We start from the raw sequence: 17,756 nt of genomic DNA, 5'->3' as shown, positions 1-17,756 counted from the left end.
AAAAGCGGGCCAGGTCTCCCGAAACAAGTTGACCGCACTGCAAAAACCGTGGCCCGGATGGCATGGGAATTGCTGAAATGTTAGGCTGGTGGCAGAACGCAGCCTTCAGCCGCTGTCTCTGATTTGACTCTAATCTGACGGGATCCAACTTGCTCGGATATCTCCTTCGCCGAATTCTCGCCGCCGTGCCCGTGATGGGCGTGGTGGCGCTGTTCGTCTTCCTCCTGCTCCGCCTCACCCCCGGCGATCCCGCCGCGATTCTTGCCGGCGACAACGCCACGCCGGAGCGGCTCGAGCGCATCCGCACCTCGCTCGGTCTCAACGAGCCGCTGATCGTGCAGTTCATCACCTGGCTGAACAAGCTGCTGCATGGCGATCTCGGAACGTCGCTCATCTCCAACCTTCCGGTGATGAAGATGATCGGCCAGCGGGTCGAGCCGTCGATCTCGATCGCGTTGTCGACCATCATCCTCGCGGTCATCGTCGCGGTTCCCCTCGGTGTAATCGCTGCCTGGAAGCACGGCACCTGGATCGACCGCTTCGTGATGGGCCTGTCCGTGCTCGGCTTCTCGGTGCCGGTGTTCGTGGTCGGCTACATCCTGATCGAGGTCTTCGCGATCGACCTGCGCTGGGTGCCGGTCCAGGGCTTCCGCAGCATCTCGAACGGGTTTGGGCCGTTCTTCGAGCGCATCATCCTGCCAACCTGTGCGCTGTCCTTCATCTACATCGCTTTGATCGCGCGCATGACGCGCGCGGCGATGCTCGACGTGCTCGGCGAGGACTACGTCCGCACCGCGCGCGCAAAAGGCATCAACGAAGTCGCCGTGATGATGCGCCATGCGCTGCGCAACGCCGCCGTGCCCGTGATCACGGTGATCGGTACCGGCTTTGCGCTTTTGATCTCCGGGGTCGTCGTCACCGAGAGCGTGTTCAACATCCCCGGCATCGGCCGCCTCACGGTGGATGCGGTGCTGGCGCGCGACTATCCGGTGATCCAGGCGATGATTTTGCTGACGTCCTTGATCTATGTCGTCGTCAATCTTCTGATCGACGTCGCCTACACGCTGCTCGATCCCCGGATCCGGTACTAGGGCTAAGGATAACAACGAAAAATGTCGGTCGATACCCTTCCCCAGTCGTCCATCCCGATCACGTCGCCGCTGCGGCCGCGCTTCGGATTCCTGACCTCGACGCCGATCATCGCGGCGGCGACCATCTGCCTGGCGTTGGTTGTGCTGATCTCGATCCTGGCGCCCTTGATCGCGCCGTATGATCCGATCCAGCTTGCGCCCTCGCAGCGGCTGAAGCCCTCTTCGGCGCAATTCCTGCTCGGCACCGACGCCTATGGCCGCGACCTGCTGTCGCGCGTCATGTATGGCGGACGCATCTCGCTTCTGATCGGCATCGGCTCGGCGATCATGTCGATCGTCATTGGGTTGGCGATCGGCCTGGTCTCCGGTTTCTTCAAGCTGGTCGATTCCGTCATGATGCGGATCATGGACGGCCTGATGGCAATGCCGAGCATCCTGCTGGCAATCGCCGTGGTGTCGCTGTCCGGCGCCAGCCTCTGGACCGTGCTGATCGCAATCACGATCCCTGAAGTTCCGCGCGTGGCACGCCTGGTGCGCTCGGTCGTGCTGTCGGCGCGCGAAGAGCCCTATGTTGAAGCGGCGATCTCGGTCGGCTCATCCCTGCCAAAGATCATGTGGCGGCATTTGATGCCGAACACGATCGCGCCTCTGATCGTGCAGGGTAGTTATGTCTGCGCGTCCGCGATCCTCACCGAGGCCATCCTCTCCTTCCTCGGCGCCGGCATCTCGCCGGAAACGCCGACCTGGGGCAACATCATGGCCGAGGGTCGTCAGTACTTCCAGCTCAAGCCGACGCTGATCTTCTGGCCGGGCCTGCTGCTCTCGATCGCGATCCTCAGCATTAATTTGATCGGCGATGCCGCCCGCGACGCACTCGATCCGCGCATGAAGCAGCGGGAAGGCAAATGATGACCGATCAAGTGATGACCAGCCCGATCCTCGACATCAACAACCTCGTCGTCTCCGTCGGCAAGAAGCCGAATGCCGCAAACATCATCGACGGCATCTCGATCCAGGTGCACGAGCGCGAGACGCTGTGCCTCGTCGGCGAAAGCGGCTCGGGCAAGTCGGTGACCTCGCTGACCACGATGGGTCTGCTGCCGAAGGGCACGCTGATTCCGACCGGCGGCAGCGTCAAGCTGGTCGGCGAGGAGATTCTCACCGCGACCGACCGCCGCCTGCGGCAGCTCCGCGCGACCCGGATGGCGATGATCTTCCAGGAGCCGATGACGGCACTCAATCCGGTGATGCCGGTTGGCCGCCAGATCGACGAAGTCCTGCGCGCGCACACCAAACTCGATGCGAAGGCGCGCAAGAAGCGTATCCTCGACATGATGGAGCAGGTGCGCCTGCCCCAGGTCGAGCGTATCTTTTCCTCCTACCCTCACCGACTCTCCGGCGGTCAGCGCCAGCGCATCATGATCGCGATGGCACTCGTGCTCGAACCGAAGCTGCTCATCGCGGACGAACCGACCACCGCGCTCGACGTCACAACGCAGAAGCAGATTTTGACCCTGATCCGCGACCTCCAGCGCGATCACGGAACCGCCGTGCTGTTCATTACCCATGACATGGGCGTGGTCGCCGAAATCGCGGACCGCGTCGCGGTGATGCGGCAGGGCCGACTGGTGGAGACCGGAACGCTGGATTCCATCCTGCGCAATCCGACCATGGAATACACCCGCAACCTGCTCTCCGCGGTGCCGAGCCTGGTGCCGCGCGCGGCGCGGCCTGAGACCAGGGAACCGGTGGTGCTGGAGGCCAACGAACTCGGCAAGGTCTATCGCGAGCGCGCGTTCTTCGGTAAAGGCCGCGAAGTCGTCGCCGCCGACAAGGTCACGCTGACGCTGCGCAAGGGCCGCACGCTCGGCATCGTCGGCGAGAGCGGCTCCGGCAAATCGACCGTGGCGCGCTGCATCGTCCGCCTGATCGACCCGACCTCCGGCGGCGTGCGCCTCTCCGGCCGCGAGATCTCGGACATCTCGCGGCGGCTGTTGCAGCCGCATCGGAAGAAGATCCAGATCGTATTCCAGGACCCCTACCGCTCGCTCAACCCGCGCGTCACTGTCGGCGAAAGCATCGCGGAAGGCCCGATCAATTACGGCGTGTCGCATGCCGACGCAATGAAGCGTGCGCGCGAATTGCTCGAGCTGGTCGGCCTGCCCGCCGATGCGGTCGCGCGCTATCCGCACCAGTTCTCCGGCGGCCAGCGTCAGCGCATTGCGATCGCCCGCGCGCTCGCGCTCGATCCCGACGTGCTGGTCGCGGACGAGGCGGTCTCCGCCCTCGACGTGTCCGTGCAGGCGCAGGTGCTGGACCTGTTCGACGAGATCCAGACGCGGCTCGGCATCGCCATCCTGTTCATCACTCACGATCTGCGCGTCGCAGCGCAGATCTGCGACGAGGTCGTGGTGATGCAGCACGGCCGCGTCGTCGAGCAGGGTCCGGCCGCCGAAGTGCTGACGCATCCGAAGGAAGCCTACACCAGAGCCTTACTCGAGGCAGCACCGGGCCGCGGCTGGGATTTCGCGAACTTCCGGCCGGTGGTCGAGGGCGTGGCGGCTAGCGCCTAGTCACTCTCCTCGTCATTGCGAGCGCAGCGAAGCAATCCAGACTGTCCCCGCGGAGGGATTCTGGATTGCTTCGCTTCGCTCGCAATGACAGCGGTTGCGACAAGCATTCCCAAAACGGCCTGACGCCATGCATGGCGCGATTGCTTCCCGGCTTGCTCTCGCCGCAAGCACAGGGCTAACGTCGCGCACTTTCAATTGCTGGACTTGAGTTGATGACACGTATCGCCGTCGGCGGCTTCCTGCACGAGACCAACACCTTCGCTCCGACGAAGGCGACCTTCGCGGACTTCCAGCACGGCGGCGGCTGGCCGGCAATGACGCAAGGTCCCGACGTGCTGAAGGTGATGCGCCGAATCAATGTCGGCCTAGCCGGTTTCGTCGACAGCGCCGAGGCCAACGGCTGGGAACTCGTTCCGACAATTGCCTGCGGCGCGAGCCCCTCGGCGCACGTCACCAGGGACGCCTTCGAGCGCATCGTCAAAGCGATGCTCGACGGAATCGCAGCCGCCGGCCCGACCGACGCCGTCTATCTCGATCTGCACGGCGCGATGGTCACGGAACATCTCGACGACGGCGAAGGCGAGATCCTGGCGCGCGTGCGCCGCGTCATCGGCAAGGACATTCCGCTGGTCACTAGCCTGGATCTCCACGCCAACGTCACCCCCGAGATGATGGAGCATGCGGACGCGCTGATCGCCTACCGCACCTATCCCCATGTCGACATGGCCGAGACCGGCCGCGCCTGCGCGCAACATCTCGCATTGCTGCTGAAGACAAAGCAGCGTTTCGCAAAAGCCTTCCGGCAATTGCCGTTCCTGATCCCGATCAGCTGGCAGTGCACCAACGACCAGCCCACCAAGGGCATCTACGAAAAGCTTGCCGCGCTGGAGAGCGATGCGGTTCCGACATTGTCCTTCGCACCCGGCTTCCCCGCCGCCGATTTCCGCGATTGCGGGCCGAGCGTGTTCGCCTTTGGCAAGACGCAAGCCGATGCCGATCGCGCGGCGGATGCGATCGTGAAGCTGATCGAAAGCCACGAGGACGATTTCGACGGCAAGATCTGGTCACCCGATGACGGCGTGCGCCACGCGATGGAACTCTCGAAGGGCGCGAGCAAGCCGATCATCATCGCCGACACCCAGGACAATCCCGGCGCCGGCGGCGATTCCGACACCACCGGAATGCTACGAGCGCTGGTCCGCAACAAGGCCAGCGCCGCGACCGGTGCGATCTACGATCCGGAATCGGCCAAGGCCGCGCATGCAGCCGGCGTCGGCGCCACCGTGACGCTGTCGCTCGGCGGCAAGTCCGGCATTCCCGGCGATGAGCCCTATCGTGAGACCTTCGTCGTTGAAAAGCTCTCCGATGGCCGCTTCATCGCGCCCGGGCCCTACTATGGCGGCCGCGAGATGGAGATGGGCGCGTCCGCCTGCCTTCGCATCGGCGACGTCCGAATCGTCGTCTCCTCGCACAAGGCGCAGCTCGCCGATCAGGCCATGTACCGCTATGTCGGCATCGAGCCGACCGAAGAGAAGATTTTGGTCAACAAGAGCTCGGTGCACTTCCGCGCGGATTTCGAGCCGATCGCGGAAAAGCTGATGATCTGCGCTGCCCCCGGCGCGATGCCGGCCGACACAGCCACGCTGCCATGGACACGCCTGCGGCCGGGCATCCGCATCAAGCCGAACGGCCCGGTTTTCACTCCCTCCTCACGCTAACTGGACAGAACACATGCCCACGATTGACCGCATCGACGGCTATGCCGACGAACTCACCGCCATCAGGCGCGACCTCCACGCCCATCCGGAAATCGGCTTCGAGGAAGTGCGCACCTCCGGCATCGTCGCCGACAAGCTGAAGAGCTGGGGCATCGAGGTGCATCGCGGTCTCGGCGGCACCGGCGTGATCGGAATCATCAAGGGCAAGGGGTCGAGCGGCAAGCGCATCGGGCTTCGCGCCGACATGGACGCGCTGCCAATGGAGGAGAACACCAATCTGAAATGGAGTTCGAAAATCCCGGGCCGCTTCCACGGCTGTGGCCATGACGGCCACACCACCATGCTGCTCGGCACCGCGCGCTACCTCGCCGAGACCAAGAACTTCGACGGTACCGTACACCTGATCTTCCAGCCGGCCGAGGAAGGCCTCGGCGGCGCCCGCGCGATGATCAAGGACGGGCTGTTCGAGAAGTTTCCCTGCGACGAGCTCTACGGCCTGCACAATGCGCCGGACCTCAACCACGGCGAGATCGCGATCCTGCCCGGCCCTGCGATGGCCAGCGCCGACTTCTTCGACCTCCGCATCACCGGCTACGGCGCGCACGGCGCGATGCCCGAACGCTCCAAGGACGCTGTGATCATCGCGACCACGCTGGCGCAGGCGATCCAGACCATCGTCAGCCGCAACGTCGAGCCGCTGCAGGCCGCAGTTGTCTCGATCACGCAGATCCACGCCGGCTCGGCGTACAACGTCATCCCCGGCGAAGCGCATCTTTGCGGCACCATCCGCACTTTCTCGAAAGAAGTCCGCACCCTGATCAGCGAACGCATTCGCACGATCTGCGCCGGCATCGCGAGCGCCTATCAGTGCGTGATCGACGTCGACATCCGCGACACCTTCGATGTGCTGGTCAACCAGGTCGAGCAGTCCAAGGTGGTCGAAGACGTCGCGCGCACCATCGTCGACCCCGCCAACGTGATCACCCGCGCCCAGCCGAAGATGGGCAGCGAGGATTTTGCCGACATGCTGCAAACCATTCCCGGCGCCTATTTCTGGGTCGGCCACGACGGCTCGGTGCCCGTGCACAATCCCGGCTTCGTGCTCGACGACAAGATCCTGCCGATCGGTGCCAGCATGTTCGCCCGGATCATCGAGACCCGGATGCCGGTGGGTGCCCATGCATAAAAAGAGCGTCGAAGAGGAAGTCACCTCGCTGCACGATCTCTCCGCGGTCGATCTAATCGCGGGCTATCGCGCCAAGCAGTTCTCGCCGAGCGAGGTGCTGGAAGACGTGCTCGCGCACGTCGCAGCTTGGGAGCCGCACCTCAAGGCGCTCTATGCATTCGATCCCGACGGCGCGCGCGAGGCCGCGAAGGCCTCGACCGCACGCTGGACCGGGGGCGAGCCGTCCGGAGCGCTCGACGGCGTGCCGGTGACGGTGAAGGACAACATCGCGACCAAGGGCGTGCCGGTGCCGCTGGGCGCGGCCAGCGTCAAGCTGGTCCCGGCCGAGAAGGACGCGCCGCCCGCCGCGCGCCTGCGCGAGGCCGGTGCGATCATCTTCGCCAAGACCACGATGCCCGATTACGGCATGCTGTCCTCGGGGCTGTCCTCTTTCCATGCGCTCGCGCGTAATCCCTGGGACCTCTCCAAAAATCCCGGCGGCTCCAGCGCTGGCGCGGGCGCAGCTGCGGCAGCCGGCTATGGCCCGCTGCATCTCGGGACCGATATCGGCGGCTCGGTCCGCCTGCCCGCGGGCTGGTGCGGCCTCGTCGGACTGAAGCCGAGCTTTGGACGCGTGCCGATCGATCCCGCCTATGTCGGCCGCGTCGCCGGTCCCATGACCCGCACCGTCGACGATTGCGCGCTGATGATGAGCGCGATCGCGAAACCCGACCGGCGCGACGGCACGAGCCTGCCCGCGGAGCCCCTCAACTGGAAGGGGCTGGAGAAATCCCCGCGCAAACTCCGCATCGGACTGATGCTCGATCCCGGCGTTGGCCTGGCGCTGGAGAAACCGGTGCGCGAGGTCGCGGTGAAGGCGGCGAAAGGGTTCGAATCCGCAGCCGCCGTCGTCACCGAGGTCGACGGCATCCTCACGCGCGAGATGCTCGACGGCCTCGACAACTTTTGGCGCGCACGGATGTGGGATGATCTGTCGAAGCTGACGCCCGCCGAACAGGCAAAGGTACTGCCCTACATTTTCAAGTGGGGCGAGTCTGGCGCGAAGCTCTCGGGTGTCGACGTTATCCGTGGCTTCAACCAGACTATGGCAATCCGCGCCGCGGCATCGAAGCTGTTCTGCGAACTCGACTATGTGATCTCGCCGACCGCGCCGAACGTGAACTATCCGGCGGAGTGGGCCTCGCCGACCAACGATCCCATGAAGCCTTTCGAGCATATCGCCTATACCGTTCCGTGGAATATGTCGGAAAATCCGGCGATCTCCATCAACGGCGGCTTCGACGCCAAGGGTTTTCCCATCGGCGTGCAGATCGTCGGCCGCCGCTTCGACGATATCGGCGTGCTCGGCATGGCCAAGGCGTTCGAGAGCCTGCGCGGCCCGCAGAAGCCCTGGCCCAGCCCGCCGGCGAAGTAGAGCTTGGCCACCACACGCCCAGTCCGCGCAAGACGGACGCTGGCAGCCATGCATGACGTCTCTTCGAGACAGAATTCAGGACAGGGAAGGAAACCACCATGGCGTATGAGACGATTAAATACGAAATCGCCGAGCAGATCCTCACCATCACGCTGAACCGGCCCGACAAGCTCAACGCCTTCAACGCGCAGATGCAAGCCGAACTGATCGACGCGTTCGACGCCGCCGACAAGGACGACGACGTCCGCGCCATCATCGTCACAGGCGCCGGCCGCGGATTTTGCGCGGGCGCAGACCTTTCGTCTGGTGCCGACACCTTTGATCGCGACGCACGGCGCGGGCCGGTGAAGCGTTTCGCCGACGGAAAGGTCGACTACAGTGATTCCCAGGTGCGCGACGGCGGTGGCCAGGTGACGCTGCGCATCTTCAAGTGCCTGAAGCCGGTGATTGCCGCGGTGAACGGACCCGCGGTCGGCATCGGCGTCACCATGCAGCTCGCTATGGACATCCGCATCGCGTCCGATGCCGCGCGGTTCGGCTTCGTGTTCTCCCAGCGCGGCATCGTGCCGGAAGCTGCCTCGAGCTGGTTCCTGCCGCGCATCGTCGGCATCTCGCAGGCGCTGGAATGGTGCTATTCCGGCCGCGTCTTCCCGGCGCAGGAAGCCCTCGCCGGTCGCCTCGTCAGCAAGGTCGTAGCGCCCGATGATCTGCTGCCGACCGCCCGCGCGCTCGCCAAGGAATTCGCGTCGAAGACGGCGCCCGTGTCAGTGGCGCTGATCCGCCAGATGATGTGGCGCATGATGGGCGCCGACGATCCGATGGAGGCCCACAAGGTCGACAGCCGTGGCATCTACGCCCGCGGCCGCTCGGACGATGTGAAGGAAGGCGTGGTGTCGTTCCTGGAAAAGCGCCCTGCGCAGTTCAAGAACAAGGTATCGAGCGACATGCCGGATTATTTCCCGTGGTGGACAGAGCGGGAATACAAGTAGGGCATCGTAGGGTGGGCAAAGCGAAGCGTGCCCACCATTCTTGTCACGGTTGCCGATAAATGGTGGGCACGGCGCTCACGCGCCTTTGCCCATCCTACGGCACTGTCACTCCATCACCAACGCCACGCGCCCGATCGCCTTGCGGTCGATCAGCAACCGCATCGCCTTCGCAACCTCCTCCAGCGGCAGGCGGTGCGAGACGTGGGGCCGCAGCTTGCCCTCCTCGGCCCATTGGAGCAGCGCCTTGAGCCGGACCTCGCCGAGCGCGGGATTTTTGCGTACCGCTTCGCCCGCTCGCACGCCGAGCACGCTGGCGCCTTTGATCAGCAAGAGATTGGTTTTCGCCGAGCCGATGCCGCCGGTGAAGCCGATCACCAGCAGCCGTGCGCCCCAGGCGATGCAACGCATCGAATTCTCGAACACTTCGCCGCCGACGGGATCGAACACGACGTCGGCACCGCGACCGTCGGTGATACGTTTGACGGCATCACGAAACGGCTCGCGGTCGTAGCGCACGAGATGATCGGCGCCCCGCGTCCTGGCAATCGCGAGCTTTTCGTCGCTGGAGGCCGTCGCAATCACGGTCGCGCCCAGCATCTTCCCGATCTCGACGGCAGCAAGGCCCACGCCCCCGCCGGCGCCGTGCACCAGCAGCACCTCGCCCGGCGCAACCCGGCCGCGGTCGATCAGCGCGTGATAGGCGGTGCCGTGCCCGGCGAGATAGGTCGCGGCTTCCGCATAGTCGAACGTCGATGGCATCGGCGTGAGCTGCGACGGCATCACCACTGCTTCATCGGCGAAGGCGCCGTGCCGCATCTTGACGATGACCTTGTCGCCGACGGCGACGCCGCTCGCCTCTGCGCCGACCTCGGTCACGTCGCCGGCCGCCTCCATTCCCGGCGTAAACGGCAGCTCCGGCTTGAGCTGGTACTCGCCGGCCGCCATCAGCACGTCTGGAAAATTCAACCCAGCCGCACGGATCGCGACGCGCACTTCGCCCGGCTTCAGGGCGCGCGACGGAAACTTTTCGATCTGCAATTTTTCGGGCGCGCCGAGCGTGCGGCAGACGACAGCCCGCACCATCAGGCCGCGCTCGCCTTGCCGCGCAGCAGCGCCTCGCGGATCAAGGGCAGGCGGTCATTGCCGAAATACATGTCGGTCTTGCCGACAAAGATCGTCGGCGAGCCAAAGCCGCCGCGGGCGACGACCTCTTCGGTGTTGGCCTTGAGCTGATCCTTGATCCCCTGCCCGGAAATGCCTGCGAAGAATTTCTGCTCGTCAACGCCGACCTTTCTGCAGATCTCGGCGAGCACTGAATCCTGCGAGATGTCCTTGTCCTCGCCCCAATAGGTCTCGAACACCGCCGTGGCGAAAGGCACCGTTTCCTGCCCGAGCCAGATGCAGCCGCGCATCGCTTTCACGCTGTTGACCGGGAATACCGTCGGCGGCATCTTGATCGCCAGGCCGGCCGAGCGCGACCAGTCCGCAAGGTCCTTTTTCATGTAGCGCGCCTTCAGCGGCACCGGTGTCTCACGTTGCGCATAGACACTTGGGTTGACCGTATTGAAGATGCCGCCCACCGGGATCGGCCGCCAGACGATCTCCGCGCCAACCTCCCTGGCCAGCGGCTGGATGTTGTGGAAGGCGAGATAGGTCCAGGGGCTGGAACAGTCGAAGAAGAATTCGATCATGGCGTTTCCGGTCCGACGCCGCCGGTTTCAAGGCGACTTTTGTTGTTCTGTACCTCGACGTTAAGACATGGCAGGAAGGGGCGCAATCACAACTCGCCGAGAGGGCCGCCATGCTGTTTCCAACCACGATCGCCGGCTCCTTGCCGAAGCCGGAATGGCTCGCCGAACCCAACATGCTCTGGGCGCCCTGGAAGTCGCAAGGCGACGAGCTCGTCCGCGCCAAGCGCGATGCGACGATGCTTGCCGTCAAGGTCCAGGAGGATGCCGGGATCGACATCGTCACCGAGGGCGAGCAGGCCCGGCAACATTTCGTCCACGGTTTCCTGGAGAAGATCGAGGGCATCGATTTCGCCCACAAGGTCGAGATGGGCATCCGCAAGGATCGCTACAAGGCGATGGTGCCGCAGGTCGTCGCCCCGCTCCGGCTGAAGAGCCGCGTCCACGCCGACGAGGCGCGCGTCGCCCGCGCGCACACGAGGAAGAAGCTCAAGTTCACCCTGCCCGGCCCGATGACCATCATCGACACCATTGCCGATCGCTACTATGGCGACCGCGTCAAGATGGCCTTTGCGTTCGCCGAGCTCCTGAACGAGGAAGCCAAGGCGCTCCAGGCCGACGGCGTCGATCTCGTGCAGTTCGACGAGCCCGCCTTCAACGTCTACATGGACGAGGTCAACGACTGGGGCATCAAGGCGCTGGAGCGCGCCGCGCAGGGCCTGACCTGCGCCACCGCCGTTCACATCTGCTACGGCTACGGCATCAAGGCCAACACCGACTGGAAGGAAACGCTCGGCGCGCAATGGCGGCAGTACGAGCAGATCTTTCCCGCGATCGACGCCAGCCCGATCCAGCAGGTCGCGATCGAATGCCGCAACTCGAAGGTGCCGCTCGACCTGCTTGCCCTGCTCAAGACCAAGATCGTGCAGGCCGGCGTGATCGACGTCGCCAGCGACACGGTGGAGACGGCCGATGACGTCGTGCAGGTGATCGACGCGGTGTCGAAATTCGTGCCCAAGAGCAACATCATCGCCACCACCAATTGCGGCATGGCGCCGATGCGGCGCGAGATCGCCGAAGCCAAGCTGATGGCGCTTGGGGCCGGTGCTGCGCTGGCACGCGAGAAGCTGGGTTAAGGCGGTGGTCCGATCCGCTTTCGTTGTTGCGACGCTTGCGGCGATCGCACTGCCGGCGCGCGGTGAGGATCGCTCGGTGCTCCTCACCTGCAAGGCGATGGTGGAGCGAGCATCGAGGGAGGCGAACGCCGCCAACGAAGTCGAACTGATCCGGTGCCGTCAAGTGATCCGCGAATGGGCGCTGCGCGATGCGCGCACGACAGTGGATGAAGACGGCAATCCGCTGCGCTAGCGGCGCGCGGTCGGATGCAGCACAGGCTGATATCCGGAGTTGATCGCGCGGAGTGTGGAAGGCGGCGTCAACAGCATCGGATGATCGAGGGCGCTCGGATACGCGGCGTAGCCCGCGAATGACCACAGCAGCGCTTTGCCCTGCGCGACGAGGAAGCAGTCATCCCCCTGCTGCACCATCGCGCCGTCCGGCAATTCCGCGAGCGGCCTCGGCAGCGCATGCAGCCGTTTCTTGCCGCGCTCGAGTCGTTCCCGATGCAGTACGGCATCCATCGCCTTGGCGCTGATGCCGCTTGCATCATTCCCTGCTTCCCATGCATTGCGAAAGCGCTTCGCATCGTCACGGCGGCAGAAGAAGCAGGGACGGTGGCCTGCGGCAAAGGCGGTGGCCTCGTCCAGGAAGAACAGTTCGGTCCAACTCCGCCGCGCCATCACCGGCCGCCGCCAGCCGCGGAATTCACATAGGCAGGTGATCCAGGCCGGCGACGACCAGCGCTTTTTCAGCAGCGTCTTGGTCGCGGGATCATGGATGATGCCGCGGTTACCGGTGAATAGGCCGCGATGTGGCGTGGCAATGATCTCGCCGGTCGGCGTGACGCGGTTTTGCAGGGGCATGGTCGCTTCTGCCCGTCATTGCGAGGAGCGAAGCGACGAAGCAATCCAGACTATTTCCGCGGACACATTTCTGGATTGCTTCGCTGCGCTCGCAATGACGGTGATACTCACGCCGCCCCGTCGCGAAGCGGCGGGTGGTAGGACAGCGCGGTGTCCCAGGGGAAGAATATCCATGTGTCCTGCGAGACTTCGGTGATGAAGGTATCGACCAGCGGACGTCCCTTCGGCTTGGCGTAGACGGTGGCGAAATGCGCATCGGGGAGCATCGCGCGCACCAGCTTGCCGGTCTTGCCGGTATCGACGAGGTCGTCGACGATCAGGAGCCCCTTGCCGGTGCCGCCGCCGAGCTTCATCACGTCTTCGGAGATGCCCTTCAGCACTTTGAGGTCGCCCTGTTTGTCGTGGTCGTAGCTGGCGATGCAGACCGTATCGATCACGCGCACGCCGAGCTCGCGGGCCACGATCGCAGCTGGCACAAGCCCGCCCCGGGTGATCGCGATCACCGCATGAAACGGACCAACCTCGTTGAGCCGCCAGGTCAGCGCCCGGCAATCCCGGTGGAACTGGTCCCACGAGACCGGAAAGGGGCGGCCCGCCCGTTCTTCCGCACTCAGTTCCGGTGCTTCACCAGCCATTGTCGTCTCCTTCGTCTGCCGGCAGCTTGGTTGTTAGCGGGTGATATTCAATCCCGCCAGCATTGCCTTCACCGCGGCCATCGCCGCCGCCAACTTGTCCGCATCGCGCGAGCGCACCACCAGATTGGTGTTGGGCTTCTGCTCTTCATCCGTGAAGGGATAGCTGCCGATGATGGTGTCGGGATGTTCGGCGGCAATCGCCCGCAGCGGGCCGCCGATGTCGCCTTCCCGCGCATTGGCGCGGACCGATTCGGAGAGCATGCGCACGCCCGATTTCAGCTTGGGCGAGACAATGTCCATCATCGCCTGCATGATCGAGGGCACGCCCGCCATCACGATGACATTGCCGATCTTGAAGCCGGGGGCGAGGATGGTCGCGCTCTGGATCAACTCGGCACCATCAGGAATCCGGGCCATGCGCAGGCGGGCCTCGTTGAGATCCTGCTCGCTCCAGCGCTCGCGGAAACGGGCGACCACCTCCGGGTGATGGTCGATGCCGACGCCGAACGCCTTGGCGACGCTGTCGGCGGTGATGTCGTCATGGGTCGGCCCGATGCCACCTGTGGTGAAGACATAGGTGTAGCGATGCCGCAATGCATCCAACGCGGCAATGATGTCGGGCTCGTCGTCGGAGACGACCCGGACCTCCTTCAGGTCGATGCCGATATTGGTCAGGTATTCGGCGATGAAGCCGATGTTCTTGTCCTTAGTCCGGCCGGACAGGATTTCGTCCCCAATGACCAGAATACCCGCCGTGACGATCTCGCTCATACCTCAAGTCCCTCACCTATCGGCGCGACTTTGCCGAGGTAACGCGTTGAAGTCACGCGGTTTTGCTGCCGAAATAAGCAGTCCTCAGCCATTTTTTCAGGCAAGCCGCCGGCCATCCCCGGCAAATGTCCTCTCCCCATGCTTATCGCGCTGGCCCGGCCCTTGCTACCGCATGAAAGTCATGCACTCTTGCCGCATGGCCAGGACGTTGCGGTCTTCACCAAGGCCTGGCGGCCTGTCGAATGGCGCAACGCCTTGCGGAGACAAGTCGGGATCTATGGCAGTCGCGTTTGATGAAATGAACATTCCCGGTGGGGACCTTCGCCCCGCCTATCAGGAGCTGGCGCGCTGGCTCAAGGAGACGCCTCCCGAGGCGCTCGAATATCGGCGCCAGGAGGCCGAGCTCCTCTTCCGCCGCATCGGCATTACCTTCGCGGTCTACGGGGACTCCGAATCCACGGAGCGCCTGATCCCCTTCGACGTGATCCCGCGGATCATGTCCGGCAAGGAATGGTCGCTGCTGGAGAAGGGCCTGAAGCAGCGCGTGCGCGCGCTCAACATGTTCCTGCGCGACATCTATCACGGCCGCGATATCCTGCGCGCCGAGATCGTGCCCGCCGATCTGATCTTCCAGAACCCGGTGTTCCGTCCCGAGATGAATGGCCAGCAGGTGCCGCACGACGTCTACGTGCACATCGCCGGCATCGATATCATCAGGGTCGATGCCGAGGACTTCATCGTGCTGGAGGACAATGCGCGCACGCCTTCGGGCGTGTCCTACATGCTGGAAAACCGCGAGATCATGATGCGGCTGTTTCCGGATCTGTTCGCCCGTCACAGGGTGGCGCCGGTCGAACGCTATCCGGACGAGCTGCTGTCCGCCTTGCGCTCGGTGGCGCCGCAAAGCGCCTCCGGCGAGCCGACCGTCGCGCTCCTCACGCCGGGCGTCTACAACTCGGCCTATTACGAGCACTCCTTCCTCGCCGACAAGCTCGGCATCGAACTCGTCGAGGGCCGCGACCTCATCGTCAAGAACAACGAAGTGTTCATGCGCACGACGGAAGGGGTGAAGCGTGTTGACGTGATCTACCGCCGCGTCGACGACGACTACCTCGACCCCCTCACATTCCGCCCCGACTCGGCGCTCGGCGTGCCCGGGCTGATGTCGGCCTACGCGGCCGGCAACATCACGCTCGCCAACGCCGTCGGCACCGGCATCGCCGACGACAAGGCGATCTACTCCTACATGCCGGAGATCGTGAAATTCTATCTCGGCGAGGAGCCGATTCTGAAGAACGTGCAGACCTGGCGCTGCCGCGAGCCGAAGGATCTCGCCTATGTGCTGGACAATTTGAACGAACTCGTCGTGAAGGAGGTGCACGGCTCCGGCGGCTACGGCATGCTGATCGGACCTGCCGCGACCAAGGCGACGATTGAAGCCTTCCGCGAAAAGCTCAAGCGCGAGCCCGAAGGCTTCATCGCGCAGCCGACGCTGGCGCTCTCGACCTGCCCGACCTGCACGGCATCCGGCCTTGCGCCGCGCCACGTGGACCTGCGACCATTCGTGCTCACCGGCAGCAAGAGCACCACGATCGTGCCCGGCGGGTTGACACGCGTTGCCCTGAAGGAAGGCTCCCTAGTGGTGAATTCGAGCCAGGGCGGCGGCACCAAAGATACCTGGATCCTGGACGAGTAGAGAGATGCTGTCGCGTACCGCCGAAAACCTCTATTGGCTCGCCCGTTACGTCGAACGGGCCGAGTACCTCGCGCGCACCATCGATGCGACGCTGCGCGTCACCGCGCTTCCCGCCGCCTATATCGGCAAGACCAACGAATGGGACTCGGCGCTTTTGACCGCCGGCGTCGCCGCGAGCTTCTATCAGCAGTATGAAGAAGCCAACGAGCACAACGTCGTCGACTATCTCTCGTTCTCCGCGGACAATCCGTCCTCGATCAGGAACTGCATCGAGGCGGCGCGGCTGAATTCGCGCTCGGTTCGCACAGCGCTGACGAGCGAGATGTGGGACACCATCAACTCGGCCTGGATCGAACTGCAGGAGGTCTGGAGCAGAGGGACCTCCACGCGCGAGGATCTCGCAAAGTTCCTGCGCTTCGTGCAGGAGACCTCGCTGCGTTTCGACGGCTCGGCCTACCGGACCATGTTGCGCAACGACGCGTACTGGTTTTCGCGGATGGGCCTGCATCTCGAACGCGCCGACAACACCGCGCGTATTCTCGACGTGAAATACCATGTGCTGCTGCCCGAGGAGGAGCATGTCGGCGGCCCTCTCGATTTCTACCAGTGGACCTCGATCCTGCGCTCGGTTTCGGCGCTGACGGCCTACCACTGGGTCTATCGCGAGACGCTGAAACCCTGGCTAATCGCGGACCTCCTGATCCTCAACGACACGCTGCCGCGGTCACTGGCGAGCTGCTACGGCAACCTCGTGCGCAATCTCGATCAGATCGGGGTCGCCTATGGCCGCCAGGGCCCGGCCCAGCGCCATGCCCGCGGCATCCGCAACCGGCTGGAACACAGCAATATGAACGACATTTTCCAGCATGGCGTGCATGAATTCATTCAGGAATTCATCTCGGACAATTCCAGGCTGGGCGAAATCATCACGAAGCAGTATTTGATCTGACCTTCTGTCATTCCGGGATGGTCCGTAGGACCAGACCCGGAATCTCGAGATTCCGGGTTCGATGCTGACGCATCGCCCCGGAATGACCATTTAGAAATCACGGTCCACCATGCGCCTGCGAATCCTGCACACCACGACCTATCGCTACGAGCCGCAGGCTACGAGCGTGATCCAGATCCTGCGCATGACGCCGGGCAGCCATGACGGGCAATATGTGGCGGAGTGGCAGATCGACGTGTCGACCGACACCAAGCTCGACACCCACGAGGACGCGTTCGGCAACGTCACCCATGTGCTGTCCTGCGGACCCGTCGGCGACATCAAGATCACCGCCGAGGGCCTGATCGAGACCCACGACACCGGCGGCGTTCTTCGCGGCGCCGACGAGCGCTTTCCGGCCGGCATGTTCTTGCGCGCCACCGACCTCACCGCGGTCAATCCGGCGATGAATGCGGTCGCGCGCCAGCTGCGCAGCGAGGCCGAGAGCGACACGCTCGGCTTCCTGCACACGCTGATGACGCAAATCAGCGATCACATGACGTTCGACGAGGACCCCACCAACAGCGGCACGTCGGCGGCGGAAGCGTTCACGCTCAAGCGCGGCGTCTGCCAGGACTACGCGCACATCTTCATCGCCTGCGCGCGCAGCGGGGGCGTGCCGGCGCGCTTTGTCTCCGGCCACTTCCTGCGCTCAGACGGCACGGTGCATCAGGACGCGGGCCATGCCTGGGCGGAGGCCTATGTCGACGGTCTCGGCTGGGTCGGCTTCGACCCCGCCAACAGCATCTGCGCCACCGACGCCCATGTCCGCGTCGCGATCGGGCTGGATTATCTCGGCGCAGCCCCCGTGCGCGGCACCCGCTATGGCGGCGGCGCGGAGACGCTGTCGGTGGCGGTCAAGGTCGAGCAGGCCGGCCGCGGCGGCCAGTCGCAATCGCAGTCCCAGCGGCAGAGCTGAGCCGCGCCGCGCGCGCCCCTCACCCACAGTCGGTTTCCACCCTGCCGCCCCGCGGCAATCGGGGGTTGGAGCGGCCCTTGAAATTGGCTAGTAATTCCGCGCAAAC

General features: G+C 64.4%; 17 protein-coding genes. 12 read left to right on the top strand and 5 right to left on the bottom strand.

Annotated elements, in window-relative coordinates; genetic code table 11:
- Positions 1-149 precede the first annotated feature (149 nt).
- The 7 genes from BRA1253DRAFT_RS36165 (at position 150) to BRA1253DRAFT_RS36135 (ending at position 8,971) form a co-directional block, all read left to right on the top strand.
- Positions 150-1,091, top strand: coding sequence for an ABC transporter permease (locus BRA1253DRAFT_RS36165; RefSeq protein ID WP_007602533.1), 942 nt, complete (start codon positions 150-152; stop codon positions 1,089-1,091).
- A 21-nt stretch (positions 1,092-1,112) separates the two neighbouring features.
- Positions 1,113-2,000 (top strand): ABC transporter permease, encoded by an 888-nt coding sequence (locus tag BRA1253DRAFT_RS36160; protein ID WP_007602531.1) that lies wholly within the window; start codon positions 1,113-1,115, stop codon positions 1,998-2,000.
- 14 nt (positions 2,001-2,014) lie between these two features.
- On the top strand, positions 2,015-3,664 hold the full coding sequence (locus tag BRA1253DRAFT_RS36155; RefSeq protein ID WP_035995682.1) for an ABC transporter ATP-binding protein: 1,650 nt from the start codon (positions 2,015-2,017) through the stop codon (positions 3,662-3,664).
- A gap of 212 nt (positions 3,665-3,876) precedes the next feature.
- Positions 3,877-5,382, top strand: a complete 1,506-nt coding sequence (locus BRA1253DRAFT_RS36150) for a M81 family metallopeptidase (protein ID WP_007602526.1) — start codon at positions 3,877-3,879, stop codon at positions 5,380-5,382.
- Positions 5,383-5,395: 13 nt separating this feature from the next.
- Entirely contained in the window at positions 5,396-6,568 is a 1,173-nt protein-coding gene (locus BRA1253DRAFT_RS36145; protein ID WP_007602524.1) for a M20 aminoacylase family protein, read from the top strand.
- Positions 6,561-7,982: an amidase gene (locus BRA1253DRAFT_RS36140; protein ID WP_007602522.1), complete on the top strand. Its 1,422-nt coding sequence runs from the start codon at positions 6,561-6,563 to the stop codon at positions 7,980-7,982. Before BRA1253DRAFT_RS36145 ends, BRA1253DRAFT_RS36140 begins: the two co-directional genes overlap by 8 nt.
- A 98-nt stretch (positions 7,983-8,080) precedes the next feature.
- Positions 8,081-8,971: a crotonase/enoyl-CoA hydratase family protein gene (locus BRA1253DRAFT_RS36135; protein WP_007602513.1), complete on the top strand. Its 891-nt coding sequence runs from the start codon at positions 8,081-8,083 to the stop codon at positions 8,969-8,971.
- Positions 8,972-9,076: 105 nt separating this feature from the next.
- On the opposite strand, the gene BRA1253DRAFT_RS36130 is transcribed toward BRA1253DRAFT_RS36135, so the two are convergent.
- Entirely contained in the window at positions 9,077-10,054 is a 978-nt protein-coding gene (locus BRA1253DRAFT_RS36130; protein WP_007602512.1) for an NADPH:quinone oxidoreductase family protein, read from the bottom strand.
- Positions 10,054-10,662, bottom strand: coding sequence for a 2-hydroxychromene-2-carboxylate isomerase (locus tag BRA1253DRAFT_RS36125; RefSeq protein ID WP_007602510.1), 609 nt, complete (start codon positions 10,660-10,662; stop codon positions 10,054-10,056). The genes BRA1253DRAFT_RS36130 and BRA1253DRAFT_RS36125 overlap by 1 nt, the downstream gene beginning before the upstream one ends.
- Positions 10,663-10,772: 110 nt before the next feature.
- Between BRA1253DRAFT_RS36125 and BRA1253DRAFT_RS36120 the strand changes: the two genes are divergently transcribed.
- Both BRA1253DRAFT_RS36120 and BRA1253DRAFT_RS36115 read left to right on the top strand, forming a co-directional pair.
- Complete coding sequence (locus BRA1253DRAFT_RS36120; protein ID WP_007602507.1) at positions 10,773-11,795, top strand: methionine synthase; 1,023 nt, start codon at positions 10,773-10,775, stop codon at positions 11,793-11,795.
- Positions 11,764-12,027: a hypothetical protein gene (locus tag BRA1253DRAFT_RS36115; RefSeq protein WP_245286113.1), complete on the top strand. Its 264-nt coding sequence runs from the start codon at positions 11,764-11,766 to the stop codon at positions 12,025-12,027. Before BRA1253DRAFT_RS36120 ends, BRA1253DRAFT_RS36115 begins: the two co-directional genes overlap by 32 nt.
- On the opposite strand, the gene BRA1253DRAFT_RS36110 is transcribed toward BRA1253DRAFT_RS36115, so the two are convergent.
- The 3 genes from BRA1253DRAFT_RS36110 to BRA1253DRAFT_RS36100 all read right to left on the bottom strand — a co-directional run bounded on the left by BRA1253DRAFT_RS36110 (position 12,024) and on the right by BRA1253DRAFT_RS36100 (position 14,047).
- Positions 12,024-12,641 (bottom strand): hypothetical protein, encoded by a 618-nt coding sequence (locus BRA1253DRAFT_RS36110; protein ID WP_007602506.1) that lies wholly within the window; start codon positions 12,639-12,641, stop codon positions 12,024-12,026. The two genes, BRA1253DRAFT_RS36115 and BRA1253DRAFT_RS36110, sit on opposite strands and share 4 nt — an antisense overlap.
- Positions 12,642-12,748: 107 nt before the next feature.
- Positions 12,749-13,276 (bottom strand): xanthine phosphoribosyltransferase, encoded by a 528-nt coding sequence (gpt, locus tag BRA1253DRAFT_RS36105; protein ID WP_007602504.1) that lies wholly within the window; start codon positions 13,274-13,276, stop codon positions 12,749-12,751.
- Between the two features lie 33 nt (positions 13,277-13,309).
- Positions 13,310-14,047: a molybdopterin-binding protein gene (locus BRA1253DRAFT_RS36100; RefSeq protein WP_007602502.1), complete on the bottom strand. Its 738-nt coding sequence runs from the start codon at positions 14,045-14,047 to the stop codon at positions 13,310-13,312.
- A gap of 277 nt (positions 14,048-14,324) precedes the next feature.
- Between BRA1253DRAFT_RS36100 and BRA1253DRAFT_RS36095 the strand changes: the two genes are divergently transcribed.
- From BRA1253DRAFT_RS36095 to BRA1253DRAFT_RS36085, 3 genes are all read left to right on the top strand, one after another.
- Positions 14,325-15,743: a circularly permuted type 2 ATP-grasp protein gene (locus BRA1253DRAFT_RS36095; protein WP_007602500.1), complete on the top strand. Its 1,419-nt coding sequence runs from the start codon at positions 14,325-14,327 to the stop codon at positions 15,741-15,743.
- A 4-nt stretch (positions 15,744-15,747) separates the two neighbouring features.
- Positions 15,748-16,692: an alpha-E domain-containing protein gene (locus BRA1253DRAFT_RS36090; protein ID WP_007602499.1), complete on the top strand. Its 945-nt coding sequence runs from the start codon at positions 15,748-15,750 to the stop codon at positions 16,690-16,692.
- A 109-nt stretch (positions 16,693-16,801) separates the two neighbouring features.
- Positions 16,802-17,650, top strand: coding sequence for a transglutaminase family protein (locus BRA1253DRAFT_RS36085; protein WP_007602496.1), 849 nt, complete (start codon positions 16,802-16,804; stop codon positions 17,648-17,650).
- The last annotated feature ends 106 nt before the right edge of the window (positions 17,651-17,756 follow it).

The organism is Bradyrhizobium sp. WSM1253, assembly GCF_000244935.1.
Lineage (GTDB): Bacteria > Pseudomonadota > Alphaproteobacteria > Rhizobiales > Xanthobacteraceae > Bradyrhizobium > Bradyrhizobium canariense.
The sequence above is the reverse complement of the archived record's forward strand: the minus strand, read 5'-3'. Positions and strand labels throughout refer to the sequence as shown.

Excerpts from the sequence above, each read along its gene's own strand:
- BRA1253DRAFT_RS36110 (WP_007602506.1), bottom strand. The coding sequence starts at position 12,641 with ATGCCCCTGCAAAACCGCGTCACGCCGACCGGCGAGATCATTGCCACG.
- BRA1253DRAFT_RS36100 (WP_007602502.1), bottom strand. The coding sequence starts at position 14,047 with ATGAGCGAGATCGTCACGGCGGGTATTCTGGTCATTGGGGACGAAATC.
- gpt (WP_007602504.1), bottom strand. The coding sequence starts at position 13,276 with ATGGCTGGTGAAGCACCGGAACTGAGTGCGGAAGAACGGGCGGGCCGC.
- BRA1253DRAFT_RS36135 (WP_007602513.1), top strand. The coding sequence starts at position 8,081 with ATGGCGTATGAGACGATTAAATACGAAATCGCCGAGCAGATCCTCACC.
- BRA1253DRAFT_RS36085 (WP_007602496.1), top strand. The coding sequence starts at position 16,802 with ATGCGCCTGCGAATCCTGCACACCACGACCTATCGCTACGAGCCGCAG.
- BRA1253DRAFT_RS36160 (WP_007602531.1), top strand. The coding sequence starts at position 1,113 with ATGTCGGTCGATACCCTTCCCCAGTCGTCCATCCCGATCACGTCGCCG.
- BRA1253DRAFT_RS36090 (WP_007602499.1), top strand. The coding sequence starts at position 15,748 with ATGCTGTCGCGTACCGCCGAAAACCTCTATTGGCTCGCCCGTTACGTC.
- BRA1253DRAFT_RS36150 (WP_007602526.1), top strand. The coding sequence starts at position 3,877 with ATGACACGTATCGCCGTCGGCGGCTTCCTGCACGAGACCAACACCTTC.
- BRA1253DRAFT_RS36145 (WP_007602524.1), top strand. The coding sequence starts at position 5,396 with ATGCCCACGATTGACCGCATCGACGGCTATGCCGACGAACTCACCGCC.
- BRA1253DRAFT_RS36125 (WP_007602510.1), bottom strand. The coding sequence starts at position 10,662 with ATGATCGAATTCTTCTTCGACTGTTCCAGCCCCTGGACCTATCTCGCC.
- BRA1253DRAFT_RS36120 (WP_007602507.1), top strand. The coding sequence starts at position 10,773 with ATGCTGTTTCCAACCACGATCGCCGGCTCCTTGCCGAAGCCGGAATGG.
- BRA1253DRAFT_RS36130 (WP_007602512.1), bottom strand. The coding sequence starts at position 10,054 with ATGGTGCGGGCTGTCGTCTGCCGCACGCTCGGCGCGCCCGAAAAATTG.
- BRA1253DRAFT_RS36095 (WP_007602500.1), top strand. The coding sequence starts at position 14,325 with ATGGCAGTCGCGTTTGATGAAATGAACATTCCCGGTGGGGACCTTCGC.
- BRA1253DRAFT_RS36155 (WP_035995682.1), top strand. The coding sequence starts at position 2,015 with ATGACCAGCCCGATCCTCGACATCAACAACCTCGTCGTCTCCGTCGGC.
- BRA1253DRAFT_RS36140 (WP_007602522.1), top strand. The coding sequence starts at position 6,561 with ATGCATAAAAAGAGCGTCGAAGAGGAAGTCACCTCGCTGCACGATCTC.